Source organism: Actinoplanes solisilvae, assembly GCF_003999975.1.
Lineage (GTDB): Bacteria > Actinomycetota > Actinomycetes > Mycobacteriales > Micromonosporaceae > Actinoplanes > Actinoplanes solisilvae.
Genome location: NZ_RJAC01000006.1, coordinates 167,219 through 180,704 on the forward strand (window position 1 = coordinate 167,219; position 13,486 = coordinate 180,704).

Here is a 13,486-nt window from a genome sequence, read left to right on the forward strand (position 1 = left end):
AGTCATGGAAATCACGCTGTCCGTCTCCGCGGACGAGAGCATCGAAATGATGGGGAGCCTGCGAGATTGGCTCAGCTACGAGCCGGAGTTGACGGGTTTGGTCACTCCCTTGCCAACTGCCAATAATCCGGGTGTGCTCTCGTGGACGACGGATGCGCTGCTCGTCGCGGTGGGCAGCGGAGGGACGCTGTCGGTCCTGGCCGCGTCCCTGGGGGTTTGGCTCAGCCAGCCGCGCAATGCCGACGTGCGGATAGAGATTCGTGACGGAGCGGGCCGGTCCGTGGTCATCGACGCCAAACGCGTGAAGGATCCAGAAAGGCTGATCAGCGAAGCTTTTGCCGACCGCACAGAAGGCGAGCACGAAATCAGTGCTTCCTGACCCGGCATCGTCACGGGCTGTCCTGATCGGATCCGGATCTTTCGTATCCGACTCCCTGTCGAACTATCCCGCGATCGGCGACAGCGTTGCCGGCATGGCGAGTCTCCTGACCGGCGCCCACGGATTGAGCCTGCCAACCTCGCACTGCACTGTCGTGTCGGCGAACGCCGATGCCCGCGAAGTGGGCAAGGCGCTGCACGTCGCAAGTCGAGCGGCCACTGACCTCCTGGTCGTCTACTACGCCGGGCACGGCCTCGTGAGCAAGCGCGGCGCGCTCTACCTGGCCCTCGCCGACACCGACCACCAGTGGCTCAATCTCTCGGCCCTTGACTTCGAGGACGTCAAAGAGTTCTGCACCGACACCCGGGCGCGACGCCGCCTGGTCATCCTGGACTGCTGCTACAGCGGACGGGCGATCGGCGAGCCGCTGTCGGCGACGATGGCGGGAATTCTCGACAAGGTCAGTATCTCCGGGACCTTCACCCTGACCGCCGCACCCGCGAACCGCGAGGCTTTGGTCATTCCCGGAGAGCGGTACACCGCTTTCACCGGCCGGCTTCTGAGTCTTCTGAACGACGGTGACCCCGAAGGTCCCGAGTTCTGGACCCTGGATGAAATTTATCTACGCCTGCGCACCAGCCTCCTCAGCGAGAACCTTCCGGAACCGCAGAGATCCGGCACCAAAACCATCGACAAACTTTCGATCGCCCGCAACCGGCTCTTCGGCAATGTCACACGAGCCGTCGTCGACCTGACCGACGACGCCGGCCAAAGCCCGCAACGCCTCCAATATCCGCTGGAGCGCTTCATCTCCGTGCCGGTGCGGCCGAGGCGAATCGAAGAGCCCGTTTGGGCCCGCTTCGAATCCTCGCTCCGCCGGATCGTCGGCCCCCACGTCTCGGGCACCATCGACTTCCATGACGTCATGAACCGGCTGCAGCGTGAAGCCGCGCGGATCGTCGTCTCGGCCGACGGGGACAGATGGGTGCCACACCGTTACACGGTGAGCCTGTCGGGCGACGACTTCTCGTCCTATTTCTCGGTGGTACAGCTTCTCGCCCAATGCCTGGCGGAAAGCCAAGCGAATTTCGTGGGGTCGGGCGGGTGGGACATCGCCGATGAGATCACGGTCGAGCTCAGGAAAGATCCGCTGCTGAACAGAGGGATCTATCGTGTCACCGCCGACTGAGCGTCGGGTGACGCCCAGAAAAGCTTCAGGCGGCGCCTCGTCGGTGGTTTCACCGTGATCGTCGCGCTGACGGTGCTTGTCGGGGTCGCGTCGATCGCCACCGTGATCACGGTCATCCGCAGCAAGGATGTGGTGGTGGCGTTGGGAACCCAGCAACTGTCCGACAGCCTGGAACTCAGTATCTCCATCGAACGACGCATCGAACACTACCGAGCGTATCTGCTCAACGGTTCACAGGAATTTCTGACGGCCCTCGCCGTCGACCGCCAGCAGTTCCTCGCCAAGTCCGCGGATCTTCGCGCGGAGGTTCAGGATCCGAGAGCACTCCGCCTGCTCAGCGAGGTGTCCGAGGCGGAAAGCGTCGCTTCGGCGTGTCGCCGCGCTGTTGTCGGCGGCTGACGACGCCGGCCACGAGATCAAGCTGTCCGCCGAGCAGCAGACCTCCGCGGTCGAACAGATCACCATCGCCGCCGGCGAAGCCGCCCGGATCACCCGCAAGACCGAAGCCGACGCGGTACAGACCAGGAACACGGCCGCGCATCTGTCATCGCTGTCGCGAGATCTGCGGCACATCGTCGGCGCAAGTTACTGACGAACGCCCCCAGAACCCCCACCCGCCCCGACGGGCACCCGGGCGCGGCCGCCAGGGTCCGGAAGATTTCGTCGGGGGCGCGGGGAATGATGGGGCTGTGAACTTCCGGTCGATCTATCAGCACGGGTTCGCGCGGGTTGCCGCGTGCACCAACCACGCCGTCATCGCCGATCCGGCCGCGAACGCCGCCGCGATTCTTCGCCTGGCCCGCGAATGCTCCGACCAGGGCGTCTCCGTGGCGCTCTTCCCCGAGTTGGGCCTCTGCGGCTATTCGATCGAGGACCTGCTCATGCAGGACGTCCTGCTCGACGACGTCGAGACTGCCCTGGCCACCGTGGTGACCGGCTCGACCGACCTGATGCCGCTGCTGGTCATCGGCGCCCCGCTGCGCCACCGCAACCGGGTCTACAACTGCGCGGTCGTCATCCACCGGGGCCGGATCCTCGGCATCGCGCCCAAGTCGTACCTGCCGAACTACCGTGAGTTCTACGAGAAGCGCCAGATCGCGGCCGGTGACGACGAGCGTGGCGGTTTCTACCGGAACGACATCCCGTTCGGCACCGACCTGCTCTTCGCCGCCGAGGACATTCCGGGCCTCGTCGTGCACGTCGAGATCTGCGAGGACATGTGGGTGCCGATCCCACCCAGCGCCGAGGCGGCCCTGGCCGGGGCGACCGTGCTGCTCAACCTCTCCGGCAGCCCGATCACCGTCGGGCGGGCGGAGGACCGCCGGCTGCTGTGCAAGTCGGCGTCGGCGCGCTGCCTGGCCGCGTACCTCTATGCCGCCGCGGGTCTGGGCGAGTCGAGCACCGACCTGTCGTGGGACGGGCAGACGATGATCTACGAGAACGGGAGTCTGCTGGCCGAGACCGACCGGTTCCCGATCGACGACCGCATGGCGATCGCCGACGTCGACCTCGACCTGTTGCGTCAGGAACGGCTGCGGATGGGCAGTTTCGACGACAACCGGCGCACCCATGCCGCCCGGACGAGCGGCTTCCGGACCGTACGGTGGCAGTTGAACGCCCCTGACGAAGACCTCGGCCTGCGGCGCCGGGTCGAGCGGTTCCCCTTCGTGCCGGCCGACGTCCAGCGGCTCGCGTTGGACTGCTACGAGGCGTACAACATTCAGGTCGCGGGTCTGCAGCAGCGGCTCGGCGCGATCGGGAACCCCAAGGTCGTCATCGGGGTCTCGGGCGGGCTCGACTCGACGCACGCTCTGCTGGTGGCCGCGCAGGCGATGGACCGGGCCGGCCGGCCGCGCAGCGACATCCTGGGCTTCACCATGCCGGGCTTCGCCACCAGCGCGAACACCAAGGACAACGCTCTGCGACTGATGCAGGCGCTGGGCGTGACCTCGGCCGAGCTCGACATCACGGCGACCGCCAAGTTGATGCTGTCGGAGATGGATCACCCCTTCGCCTCGGGCGAGCCCGTGTACGACGTCACGTTCGAGAACGTGCAGGCCGGGCTGCGCACCGACTATCTGTTCCGCCTGGCCAACCAGCGCGGCGGGATCGTGCTGGGCACGGGCGACCTGTCCGAGCTGGCGCTGGGCTGGTGCACCTACGGCGTCGGCGATCAGATGAGCCACTACAACGTCAATGGGGGCGTACCCAAGACCCTCATGCAACACCTGATCCGCTGGGTCGTGTCGAGCAGGCTGTTCGACGACGAGGTCGGCGACGTGCTCAGCGCGGTGCTCGACACCGAGATCAGCCCCGAGCTGGTGCCGGGCGAGCAGCTTCAGTCGACCGAGAGCACGATCGGCCCGTACGCCCTGCACGATTTCGCCCTGTTCCACGTGCTCCGCTACGGCATGCGCCCGTCGAAGATCGGCTTCCTGGCCTGGCACGCGTGGCACGACGCGACCGGCGGGGCGTGGCCGCCGAACTTCCCCGAGCCCAAGCGCATCGCGTACGACCTCCCGGAGATTCGCCACTGGCTCGAGACCTTCTGCCGCCGGTTCTTCGCGTTCGCCCAGTTCAAGCGTTCCGCGATGCCGAACGGCCCGAAGGTGTCAGCGGGCGGATCGCTCTCCCCGCGCGGCGACTGGCGCGCCCCCTCCGACGGCAACGCCAACGCCTGGCTGCGCGACCTCGAGCGCTGGGACTCGGTGAACGCCTGGGAGAAGAACTAGGGCCGAAGTACCCGAAAGCAACCAGCCGAAGGCCTCAAGGTGGGGTCGAATGCTCCGATCTATCGGCTCGACCGCCCACTCCGGGTGGCCGTGGCGGACCGGAGACACCTATGGCAGCCAGCACCGAAGAGCGCCCGACGGGGGGGTATCGCCTCTGCCTGCTCGCGGGCGCGTTCGTCGCCGCGTTCGCCTTCGTGCTGGGCACCGGGGCCGGCGGCGCCGCCCTCGCCCAGGCCGTCTCGAACTTCGGTCTGTGCTTCGCCGCGCTCGCGGCCGCCGCTGCCTGCCTGTGGCGTTCCCGGCGGTTCAGCGGACGCCGCCGCGGAGGCTGGGCCCTGATCGGTCTCGGCGTGCTCAGCTGGGGTCTCGGTCAGGGCACGTGGCTCTACCTCGAGACGTTCCGCGGCGACCAGGTGCCGTTCCCGTCCCCGGCCGACCTCGGCTATCTCGGCATGGTCGTGCTCGCCCCGATCGGCCTGCTCGTGCTGCCCAGCCGCGCGCAGACCCTGGCCAACCGGGCCCGCAGCGTCATCGACGGCCTGATGGTGGCCGCCTCGCTCGTACTGATGGCCTGGATCTTCGTGGTGCAGCCGCTGCTCGACTCGGCGACCAGTTCGACGCTCGCGCTCTGCGTCAGCCTGACCTACCCGCTCGGCGACGTCGTCATCGTCACGATGGTGCTCTACATGCTCGCGCAGCAGCGGCGCGATGGACGGGCCTTCGCCCAGCTCGCCCTCGTCGGCGCCGGCATCGCGGCGTTCGCGGTCTCCGACATCGGCTACGCCTACCTCAACCTGCTCGGCAGCTACAACTCCGGCGGGGTCACCGACATCGGCTGGTTCACCGGCTTCTCGCTCATCCTGGTGGCCGCCCTGATGCCCGCGCGCGGTGCCGAGGAGACGACCGAGGTCGACACCGGGCAACCGGTCGGCATCCTCCTCCCGTACGTGGCTGTGCTCGCGGCCCTGTTCACGTCGGTCATCTGGTATGCCACGACCGGCCACTCCAACCCCGTGGTGGCGTACACGCGCTCTGTCTTGATCTTGCTGATCGTCGCGCGTCAGCTTCTGACCCTGCGCGAGAACCGCAACCTCACCCGTACGCTCGAAGCCCGGGTCGAGGCTCGCACGGCCGAACTGTTCGCCAGCGAGCAGCGGTTCCACGCCCTGGTGCAGCACAGCTCCGACGTCGTCACCGTGGTCAGCCCCGAGGCCGACGTGCTCTACCAGAGCGAGTCGGCGCAGCGCGTCTTCGGCTACCAGGCGCGGGCCCTCGCCGGCCGTCGCCTCACCAAGCTGCTCGACCCCGAGTCGGGCATCCGCCTGGCTCAGGCGTTGCGGCAGGTCGCCGGGCACCCGTACGCCACCACGGTGCTGGAGCTGACCGTCCGGCACCGCGACGGCCGCCTGCGGCAGGCCGAGCTCACCATCACCAACCTGCTCAGCGACCCCAACGTGGCCGGGCTGGTGCTCAACACCCGCGACATCAGCGAGCGCAAGGAGTTGCAGGACCAGCTCGTGCACGAGGCCTACCACGACGCGCTCACCCAGCTGGCCAACCGCGCGCTGTTCCGTGAGCGGGTCGCCGCGGCGCTGCGCGACCGGCCCGACGGCGGCCAGGTGACCGTGCTCTTCCTCGACCTCGACGGGTTCAAGGAGGTCAACGACAGCCTCGGGCACCTGGCCGGCGACCAGCTGCTGGTGCAGGTGGCCGACCGGCTGCGCGCCTCGGTGCGCGAGGGCGACGTGGTGGCCCGTTTCGGCGGCGACGAGTTCGCCGTGCTCATCACCTCGGAGCTCGGCGGCGACGACGCCGAGCAGGTCGCCGCGCGCATCATCGAGGTGCTCGAGGAGCCGTTCGGCAGCGACAGCCGCGACATCCACGTGCAGGCCAGCATCGGCCTGGCCGGGGCCGACCTGCTCGCCCGGGCCGGCGACGGCGACGGTGCCGAGCAGCTCATGCGCAACGCCGACCTGGCCATGTACAAGGCCAAGTCGGCCGGCGGCAGCGGCTACGCCAGCTACGACCCCGAGATGCTGTCGGGCCTGGTCGAGCGGCTCGAGCTCGAGGCCGACCTGCGCCTGGCCCTGGAGCGCGACCAGCTCGAACTGCACTACCAGCCGACCATCGACCTGGCCAGCAGCGAGGTCATCGGCTTCGAGGCCCTGGCCCGCTGGAACCACCCGTCGCGCGGGCTCATCCCGCCGGCCGAGTTCATCCCGATCGCCGAGGCCACCGGGCTCATCGTGCCGATCGGCCGCTGGGTGCTGCGCGAGGCGTGCCGTCAGGCCGTCGAGTGGAGCGGTTCCGGCGCCGGCCGGCCCGTCAAGATGGCGGTCAACGTGTCGGTCCGCCAGTTCGACCGGGCCGACCTGGTCGAGGTGGTCGCCGGCATCCTCGCCGAGACCGGCATGCCGGCCGACCAGCTCTGCCTCGAGATGACCGAGAGCGTGCTGATGACCGACACCGACGACAACCTCGAGCAGCTCCTGCGGCTCAAGGCGCTCGGCGTGACCCTGGCCATCGACGACTTCGGCACCGGCTACTCGTCGCTGGCCCAGCTGCGGCGCTTCCCGGTCGACACCCTCAAGATCGACCGTTCGTTCGTGGAGCGGCTCGGTGCCCTGACCGACGACACCGCGCTCGCCGACACCATCGTGCAGCTCGGCAAGAGCCTCGGCATGGACACCGTGGCCGAAGGGATCGAGGAGTTCGGACAGCTCTCGGCGCTGCGCGAGATGGGGTGCCACTTCGCGCAGGGCTACTACTTCTCGCGCCCGGTACCGGCCGCCCAGGCCGGCGAGCTGCTGCGCCCGCTGACCACCGCCGGGGGTCCGGCATGACGCCTTTCATGGTCACTGATCTGGGCGTGGTCGCCGACCGGCTCGCGTAGATGTCGAGCAGCGTGAGTGCCTCCGCCGCCGGCCCGTAACCGCCGCCTGTGGCCCTCGTCCACCACCTGACCGGCAGGAGCAGCGGAAAGCCGGTGGCCCGAGGCCCGCTCACGGGTGAAGGCCAGATCACACAAAGACCGACCGGAGGATCCGCAAGTTCGACTGCGGGAAGCCGACGGCAGCGCAGCGGACTACCGACTACAAGGGAAGACGCTCACCGGGCGTCCCGCGTCCGGATCTCCGAGGACAATGTGCTGCCGACGGGGTGCGAGCCATCCTCGGATGTAGTCATCAGCGTTCCGTAATGACATCGATCGATCTGGCGGGAGCCCGGCATGAGCAGCCCACGCGAAACTTTCCTCCGACTGGTGAACGGTGTCTGCGACGGTCCGTACGAAGACTTGGCCGACCTGTACGCCGAACAAACCCATGTCACGCATCCGTTCCACCCACTCAGCCCGCCGGCACTGCGTAGCCGCAGCGAACTGCACGAGCACTTCACCGCGCCGCCTCCGGTCGCCCGGACGCTGAATCGTAAGCCGGTCGACGTGACGATTCATGAAACCGCGGACCCGGAGGTGATCGTCGCCGAGTTTGCCTATCGGGGGCGGGTCGCCGAGACAGGTGAGGAATTCACGGTGCCATGCGTCTTCGTGATGCGCATCCGCGATGGGCTCATCGTTGAGTCCCGCGACTACATCGACCACGTCGCCAGCGCGCGGGCTTGGGGTCAACTCGACAGCCTTCTGGCCGCACTCCGTCCGCAAGAAGCACCCCCATCGAGAACACAGCCCGATGCGTGAATTCACGCCCGCCGCCCTGCGCGCTGCCGACGCTCATGGATTCCTCCGGTGATCGTGGGTGTTGAGCAACCCATCCTCGTTGCCGGGGTCCGGCGTCAGGAGACCGATGGCGGCCAGCGGAAGGCGCGCCACTCGGCCCAGGTCGCGAAACCCGCTGGTGGGGCGTCGATGGGTTCGGTGCCGTCGAGTTCGCCCGGGGTCGGGGTCTCGAACTGGGCGGCCCACCCGGCGAGTTCCTCGTCGGACATGGGCCACGTCGTGTGCGGCGCCTCGGCCTGGCGCTGGTCGATTCGTCGTCGCTGCTCGGCCCGGTCGAGTTCGCAGTAGCGGAGTTCCGCCCTCGCTCCGAGGTCGGCCGCGGCCCGGCGGAGGGCGGAGCGCTCGTCCCGGCTCCACAGGCCGTAGTCGATCACAACGTTGTTGCCCAGTTCGAGAGCGCGCAGCCCGATCCGGATGAGCCGTCCCTCGATCACGTCCCCGGCCGACGGCGGGTTCTCGTGCCCGTAGAGGGCCTTCACCCATTCGTCCTTGGTCAGCCGTAGTGCTCGCTGCTCGATCTCGATGCGCCGGGCGGCCGTGGTCTTCCCGGTGCTGGGGAGCCCCACGGTCAGGAACAGCGTCGGTTGCCTCATCACCATCTGAATATCATCGCGAGCCGGGTCAGGGCACGAACCGCACCCCGGGGAACGGCGGGCTCCAGCCGCCCTGGTGGGTCAGGGCGGTGGTCATCGATCCTCGGGGGTGGTGGTCTCCACGCGGGCGATGAGCAGTTTCAGGCGGGCGATCTCCTCGGCGAGCGCGGCCGTGCCGGCTGCGGTGAGGGTGATCCAGGTGCGGCCACGCCGGCCTTCGTAGCCCTTCTCGACCTCGATCAGCCCGGCCGTCTCGAGCACGCTCAGGTGCTTGGAGAGGTTGCCGGCGGTCAGATCCAGATGGGTACGCAGATAGCCGAACTCGACACGGCGGGCTTCGTGGGCGATGGTCAGGATGCCGAGCCGGACGCGCTGATGCACCACGTCGTCCAGCCCGAGAACGGGGTGCGTCGGGTCGGTCATAGCGATCGCCGCCGGCGCCGCGCGAAGACGAACGCGCCGAGCAGGAGCACGAGGCCGGCGATGAGCTGCGGCACCGCCATCCCGGCCCGGATTCCGAAGTGGGGCGCGCCGAAACCGTCGTTCATCGGCAGCACCAGAAGCACCAGCGCCAGGTAGCCGGCGGTGAACAGCAGCAAACCGACGTTGCGTTCCAGCCAGGCCAGCACCAGCAGCGCGACCCCGATCATGCCCCAAGGCATGACCAGCCGATCCAGGACGAAAAACCAGTACGGGAGAGGGCCGTCGGGGTAGGGGTGGCTCTGGAAGTACAGGTGCACCGCGAGCCACGCGGCTGGGAACACGACTGTCGTCACGGCGCCGGTGATCGCGTACGGCAACACGCGCGCGCCCAGGCCACGGGTGCGAGCGGCCCGCAGGTAACAGAAGGCGATGGTCGCGTAGGCCAGCACCATCGCGGGCGGCCAGAAGTAGAGCATGCCGCGGCGCGCGAACGTGCAACTGCCGTCGGGGTTGCAGTCCACCTGCATGCCGAACCAGTCGAACGGGATCGCGAGCAGCGTCATCGCGCCCAGCACCAAGAGGGCGGCCCAGGTCATCCGCTGGTCGACGCGTACGCGGTGGGCCAGCGCACGGACGTCGGCCAGGAGCCGTCGGGGATCGTCGGCGGGTACCGATTCAGTGGTCATGCCAATAGGTTTCCATTACAAACCTATCGGCGCAAGTAGAAGAACCAGCGAATGCGGGGAGGCGCGGGGATCGGGTGGGAGACGGCGGGAGGCGCGGGGGATCGGGTGGGAGACGACGGGAGGCGCGGAGATTGGGCGGGAGACCGGGCGGGGCGCGGGAGACCGGGCGGGGTGGTCAGGCGGGCAGGTCTAGGCCCAGGTGCAGCCAGCGGGCCAGGTCTTGGATCTCCCTGTGGACAGCCGCCGACGTTGATCGGGAAAAGGGGGCATCCTCGTGGATGGCGTCGACGCGGAGGACACCCCGCTTGCGGTCCGCGGTGGCGTCGAGTTTGCCGATCAGGCGGTCGTTTTCGAGGATGGGGAGGGCGAAGTAGCCCCAGCGTCGTTGGGCCGGGGGTTTGTACATCTCGAGGTTGTAGTCGAACTCGAACAGGTCGGCCATGCGCTTGCGGTCGAAGATCAGCCGGTCCAGGGGAGAGATCAGGGCCGTTCGGCCTTCGAAAGCGCGGTCGAGCTGATCGGGGTCGACGAGCCAACGGCCTCGCACCCCCTCGATCCGGGCCGGGACGCCGACGCCGGCCGGGTCGCGGTCGGTGGCCGGGCCGGGGCTGGTGGCCGGGCCGCGGTCGGTGGCCGGGGCACCTCGGGTCGCTGGGTCTCGGCGGGTAGTGGTGCGTTGCCGGGTGATGCCTGTCGCGCGCAGTCGGCGCTCGGCCCGCAGGCGCAGGGCCGTTTCGAGGGGCACGACCTCGCTGGGGTAGACGCGGTGAGCCAGGTCGTACATGCGCTCGCGGCCGTCATGGTCGGCTACCGCGATTTCGCCGCGGACCACGAGGCATTCCAGCATCGTGCCCACGTTGCGGTTGTTGTTCCAGCCGGAGGAGCCCCACGGCACCTGCGACGTATCGGGAATGTCCGACTGGGGAAGAGGGCCGTCGACGTCAAGCAGAGCGAGAACGTTCTGACGGAAACGGTCGTTGGCGTCGACCCAGTGGTGCGCGCGGGGCGAGCCGAACTGTGAGTCGCGCGCGGAATGGGCGGCCATCTCGGCACGGAAGAGCGGGATGTCGTCCATCGGCCGGATCATGCCGCTCAGCTCGACGTAGGTGCGGTCGGCGAGGCCCTCGGTCAACTCGGAGGACCGGTAGGACGAGCCCAGTCGGCTCCACGCCACCAGATCGGCGTTGGGGGCGACGGCGGCGGTCTGGTCGTACTGCAGGAAGCCCAGCTGGCTGACCACGTCGAACAGGTCAGCCGGCCGATGGGCGTCGAGAAGCTGGGCGCGTACGGCGATCCGGCGCGCCTGCGCACGGCTCAGCGTCAGCTCGCCGCTCACGTCAACGGCGCGCCTGGGAAGAGGCGGTCACTGCACCCAGCCGTACAGGTGCTCGACCCGGATGCGGACGATCAGGCGGCCGTCGGCGACCATCGCGCGGCGGTAGTCGTCCCAGTCGGGGTGTTCCTTGCCGGCGATCAGGCGGTAGATCTCGATCAGCTCCTCGACCACCTCGTCGTCGAGGCTCCACGCGGTCTGGCTGAGCTCGGCGGTGCCCTCGGCGACCGCGTAGCCGTAGCCGTCGGGCGCGGTGACCTTGATGCTGACCCGGGGGTCGCGGCGCAGGTTGTGCACCTTGGCCAGCGAGGTGCGGGTGGAGAACCGGATCAGGCCGGGCTGACCGATGTAGCTGACGTCCGAGAGCTGCGGCCGTCCGTCCTTCTTGATGGTTGCCACGGTGCCGAGATTTCCGGCGGCGATGACGCCCCAAAGCTGATCGTCTGACATGGTCATGACCTTAGTCAACTACCTGCCGAGGAATGGGCGGGCTTGCGTTCACTTCGGCCACCAGCGCGGCCAGCGTCGACTTGCCGGAGCCCGTCACCCCGTAGATCAGGATCCGCTGCATGTGGGTCACGATAACGGCCCGGCCAGTCCTTCCTCGAACGCGATAATCACCAGTTGGACCCGATCCCGTACGCCCAGTTTCGCGATCGCCCGGGTGATGTGGGTCTTGGCCGTGAGCGGGCTGATCACCAGTTCACGGGCGATCTCCTCGTTGGACAGGCCCGAGGCGACCAGGCGTACGACCTCACGCTCGCGCTCGGTCAACGCGGCCAGCCGATCCCCGCCGGGCGAGACCGCCGGGCGGTGCGCGAACTGGCCCACCACCCGCCGGGTGACGCTGGGGGAGAGCAGCGCGTCCCCGGCCGCCACGACCCGGACCGCCTGACGCAGACCGTCCGGCTCGATCTCCTTGGTCAGGAAGCCGCTCGCCCCGGCCGCGAGCGCCGCGAAGACGTACTCGTCGGTCTCGAAGGTGGTCAGGATGATCACTCTGATGCCGGGCGCGAAGGCGAGGATCTCGCGGGTGGCCGCGATGCCGTCCAGGCCGGGCATGCGGATGTCCATGAGGATCACGTCGGGGCGCAGCGTGCGGGCGGCGCGCACGGCCTCGTCACCGGTCGAGGCCTCGCCGACGACCTGCACGCCCTTGTCGCGGCGGAGCAGGCTGCGGAAGCCGGCCCGCACCAGGTGCTGGTCGTCGGCGAGCAGAACCGAGATCATCCCTGCTCCGGCGAAAGCGAAGGGTAGGGGATCGTCGCCCGTACGGCGAAACCGGTCTTGCCCGAGCCGGCCGTGAGCGCGCCGCCCAGCGCGGCCACCCGCTCGCGCATGCCCACGATGCCGTTGCCGTCGACCACGGTTTCCGTCAAGGAGCCGTCGTCCTGCACGTCGACCACCGCGCTGGTCGGCGTGTAGCGCAGCGTGACCACGACCCGGGAGGCGCCCGCGTGCCGCACGGTGTTCGTCAGCGATTCCTGCACCACCCGGTGGATCGCGGTCGCGACGGCGGCCGGCACGTACGACCGTTCGCCGAACTCGGTCAGCGACACCGTCAGCCCGGTGGCCCGCATCCGGTCGGCCAGCCGCTCGAGGCCGTCGAGGTCGTCGGCGGGCTCGGCGATCACCGGCGCGCCGCCTTCGCGCAACACGTCGACCAGGGATTTGAGGTCGGTCATCGCGCGGCCGCGCACCTCCTGGGCCAGGCGCAGCGACGAGCGGGCCTCCTCGGGGTCGGTGTCGAAGGCGTCCAGCGCGACGTTGAGGTGCACGCCGACCACGGCCAGGGTGTGCGAGACGACGTCGTGCAGGTCGCGGGCGATGCCGACGCGCTCCTCGGCCCGGCGGCGGCGGGCGTCGAGCTCGCGTTCGTGCTGGTCCTGCTCGAGGCGCAGCGCCATCTCACCCTGCCAGCGGCGGGTGTTGACGAAGGCGGTGGCCACGGCGAGCACGGCCGCCAGCCAGAGCGTCTCGCCTCCGACGTGCGCGAGGGTCCACTCGACGCCGTGGTTGATGTCGGCGAAGCCGTCCCAGATCGCGCCGTAGAGCAGGGTCACGCCGCCGGCGACCAGGGCGAACCGGAGCCGGCCGGCGAGAACGGCCACCACGAAGGCGGCGCTGACCGGCCAGGCCCAGCCCGCCTCGATGAGGTCGGCGGTGCGCATCGCGATCACCGTCGCGAGCGAGAGCACCAGGAACGTACGCGGGAAACGCTGGGCGAAGAAGGCGAAGACCGCGAGCCAGGCCGCCAGCGTGAACGTCATGGTCGTGTCGATGGTCCCGCCGGTGATCGAAAGGCCCGCGGGTACGCCGACGAGGGTGACTGCCGGAGCGAGGAATCTGTTCATGGCCCGAAAACTATGGCCGGGGACGGGTGTGGCACGTCGTCCCGCTGCGGACACTTCCATC

14 protein-coding genes are annotated in these 13,486 nt (G+C 68.9%); 7 read left to right on the forward strand and 7 right to left on the reverse strand.

The annotated features are described in order from the left end of the window. The first annotated feature begins 4 nt into the window (after positions 1-4). The 7 genes from EER30_RS18475 (at position 5) to EER30_RS18505 (ending at position 7,997) form a co-directional block, all read left to right on the forward strand. A complete protein-coding gene (locus tag EER30_RS18475) occupies positions 5-379 on the forward strand; it encodes an effector-associated constant component EACC1 (protein ID WP_127501725.1) in 375 nt (124 codons plus the stop codon). Beyond that, positions 369-1,568 carry a caspase, EACC1-associated type gene (locus EER30_RS18480; RefSeq protein WP_240670124.1) on the forward strand — a complete coding sequence of 400 codons (1,200 nt, stop codon included), beginning with the start codon at positions 369-371 and terminating at the stop codon, positions 1,566-1,568. The genes EER30_RS18475 and EER30_RS18480 overlap by 11 nt, the downstream gene beginning before the upstream one ends. A 54-nt stretch (positions 1,569-1,622) precedes the next feature. Continuing rightward, complete coding sequence (locus tag EER30_RS18485; RefSeq protein ID WP_127501727.1) at positions 1,623-1,967, forward strand: hypothetical protein; 345 nt, start codon at positions 1,623-1,625, stop codon at positions 1,965-1,967. Next, positions 1,954-2,160, forward strand: a complete 207-nt coding sequence (locus EER30_RS18490) for a hypothetical protein (protein ID WP_127501728.1) — start codon at positions 1,954-1,956, stop codon at positions 2,158-2,160. The genes EER30_RS18485 and EER30_RS18490 overlap by 14 nt, the downstream gene beginning before the upstream one ends. A gap of 97 nt (positions 2,161-2,257) precedes the next feature. Then, positions 2,258-4,300 carry an NAD(+) synthase gene (locus EER30_RS18495; protein WP_127501729.1) on the forward strand — a complete coding sequence of 681 codons (2,043 nt, stop codon included), beginning with the start codon at positions 2,258-2,260 and terminating at the stop codon, positions 4,298-4,300. Positions 4,301-4,410: 110 nt separating this feature from the next. After that, the gene (locus EER30_RS18500) at positions 4,411-7,143 is read left to right on the forward strand and encodes a putative bifunctional diguanylate cyclase/phosphodiesterase (RefSeq protein WP_127501730.1); all 2,733 of its coding nucleotides are present in this window, start codon (positions 4,411-4,413) and stop codon (positions 7,141-7,143) included. A 386-nt stretch (positions 7,144-7,529) separates the two neighbouring features. Continuing rightward, positions 7,530-7,997: a nuclear transport factor 2 family protein gene (locus EER30_RS18505; protein ID WP_127501731.1), complete on the forward strand. Its 468-nt coding sequence runs from the start codon at positions 7,530-7,532 to the stop codon at positions 7,995-7,997. Positions 7,998-8,092: 95 nt separating this feature from the next. Here EER30_RS18505 and EER30_RS18510 read toward each other — a convergent pair whose 3' ends face one another. The 7 genes from EER30_RS18510 to EER30_RS18545 all read right to left on the reverse strand — a co-directional run bounded on the left by EER30_RS18510 (position 8,093) and on the right by EER30_RS18545 (position 13,425). Further along, positions 8,093-8,629: a P-loop nucleotide/nucleoside kinase family protein gene (locus tag EER30_RS18510; protein WP_240670126.1), complete on the reverse strand. Its 537-nt coding sequence runs from the start codon at positions 8,627-8,629 to the stop codon at positions 8,093-8,095. Between the two features lie 93 nt (positions 8,630-8,722). After that, the gene (locus EER30_RS18515) at positions 8,723-9,052 is read right to left on the reverse strand and encodes a transcriptional regulator (RefSeq protein WP_127501733.1); all 330 of its coding nucleotides are present in this window, start codon (positions 9,050-9,052) and stop codon (positions 8,723-8,725) included. Then, a complete protein-coding gene (locus EER30_RS18520; RefSeq protein ID WP_127501734.1) occupies positions 9,049-9,738 on the reverse strand; it encodes an LPXTG cell wall anchor domain-containing protein in 690 nt (229 codons plus the stop codon). Before EER30_RS18520 ends, EER30_RS18515 begins: the two co-directional genes overlap by 4 nt. A 175-nt stretch (positions 9,739-9,913) precedes the next feature. After that, entirely contained in the window at positions 9,914-11,074 is a 1,161-nt protein-coding gene (locus tag EER30_RS18525) for a DNA glycosylase AlkZ-like family protein (protein ID WP_127501735.1), read from the reverse strand. Between the two features lie 27 nt (positions 11,075-11,101). After that, positions 11,102-11,521, reverse strand: coding sequence for a PPOX class F420-dependent oxidoreductase (locus tag EER30_RS18530; protein ID WP_205650285.1), 420 nt, complete (start codon positions 11,519-11,521; stop codon positions 11,102-11,104). Positions 11,522-11,647: 126 nt separating this feature from the next. After that, positions 11,648-12,301: a response regulator gene (locus EER30_RS18540; RefSeq protein WP_127501737.1), complete on the reverse strand. Its 654-nt coding sequence runs from the start codon at positions 12,299-12,301 to the stop codon at positions 11,648-11,650. Next, a complete protein-coding gene (locus EER30_RS18545; protein WP_127501738.1) occupies positions 12,298-13,425 on the reverse strand; it encodes a sensor histidine kinase in 1,128 nt (375 codons plus the stop codon). The genes EER30_RS18540 and EER30_RS18545 overlap by 4 nt, the downstream gene beginning before the upstream one ends. Between the last annotated feature and the right edge of the window lie 61 nt (positions 13,426-13,486).

Coding starts and splice junctions, on each gene's coding strand:
- EER30_RS18545 (WP_127501738.1), bottom strand. CDS start 13,425: ATGAACAGATTCCTCGCTCCGGCAGTCACCCTCGTCGGCGTACCCGCG.
- EER30_RS18510 (WP_240670126.1), bottom strand. CDS start 8,629: ATGAGGCAACCGACGCTGTTCCTGACCGTGGGGCTCCCCAGCACCGGG.
- EER30_RS18515 (WP_127501733.1), bottom strand. CDS start 9,052: ATGACCGACCCGACGCACCCCGTTCTCGGGCTGGACGACGTGGTGCAT.
- EER30_RS18520 (WP_127501734.1), bottom strand. CDS start 9,738: ATGACCACTGAATCGGTACCCGCCGACGATCCCCGACGGCTCCTGGCC.
- EER30_RS18475 (WP_127501725.1), top strand. CDS start 5: ATGGAAATCACGCTGTCCGTCTCCGCGGACGAGAGCATCGAAATGATG.
- EER30_RS18500 (WP_127501730.1), top strand. CDS start 4,411: ATGGCAGCCAGCACCGAAGAGCGCCCGACGGGGGGGTATCGCCTCTGC.
- EER30_RS18530 (WP_205650285.1), bottom strand. CDS start 11,521: ATGTCAGACGATCAGCTTTGGGGCGTCATCGCCGCCGGAAATCTCGGC.
- EER30_RS18540 (WP_127501737.1), bottom strand. CDS start 12,301: ATGATCTCGGTTCTGCTCGCCGACGACCAGCACCTGGTGCGGGCCGGC.
- EER30_RS18505 (WP_127501731.1), top strand. CDS start 7,530: ATGAGCAGCCCACGCGAAACTTTCCTCCGACTGGTGAACGGTGTCTGC.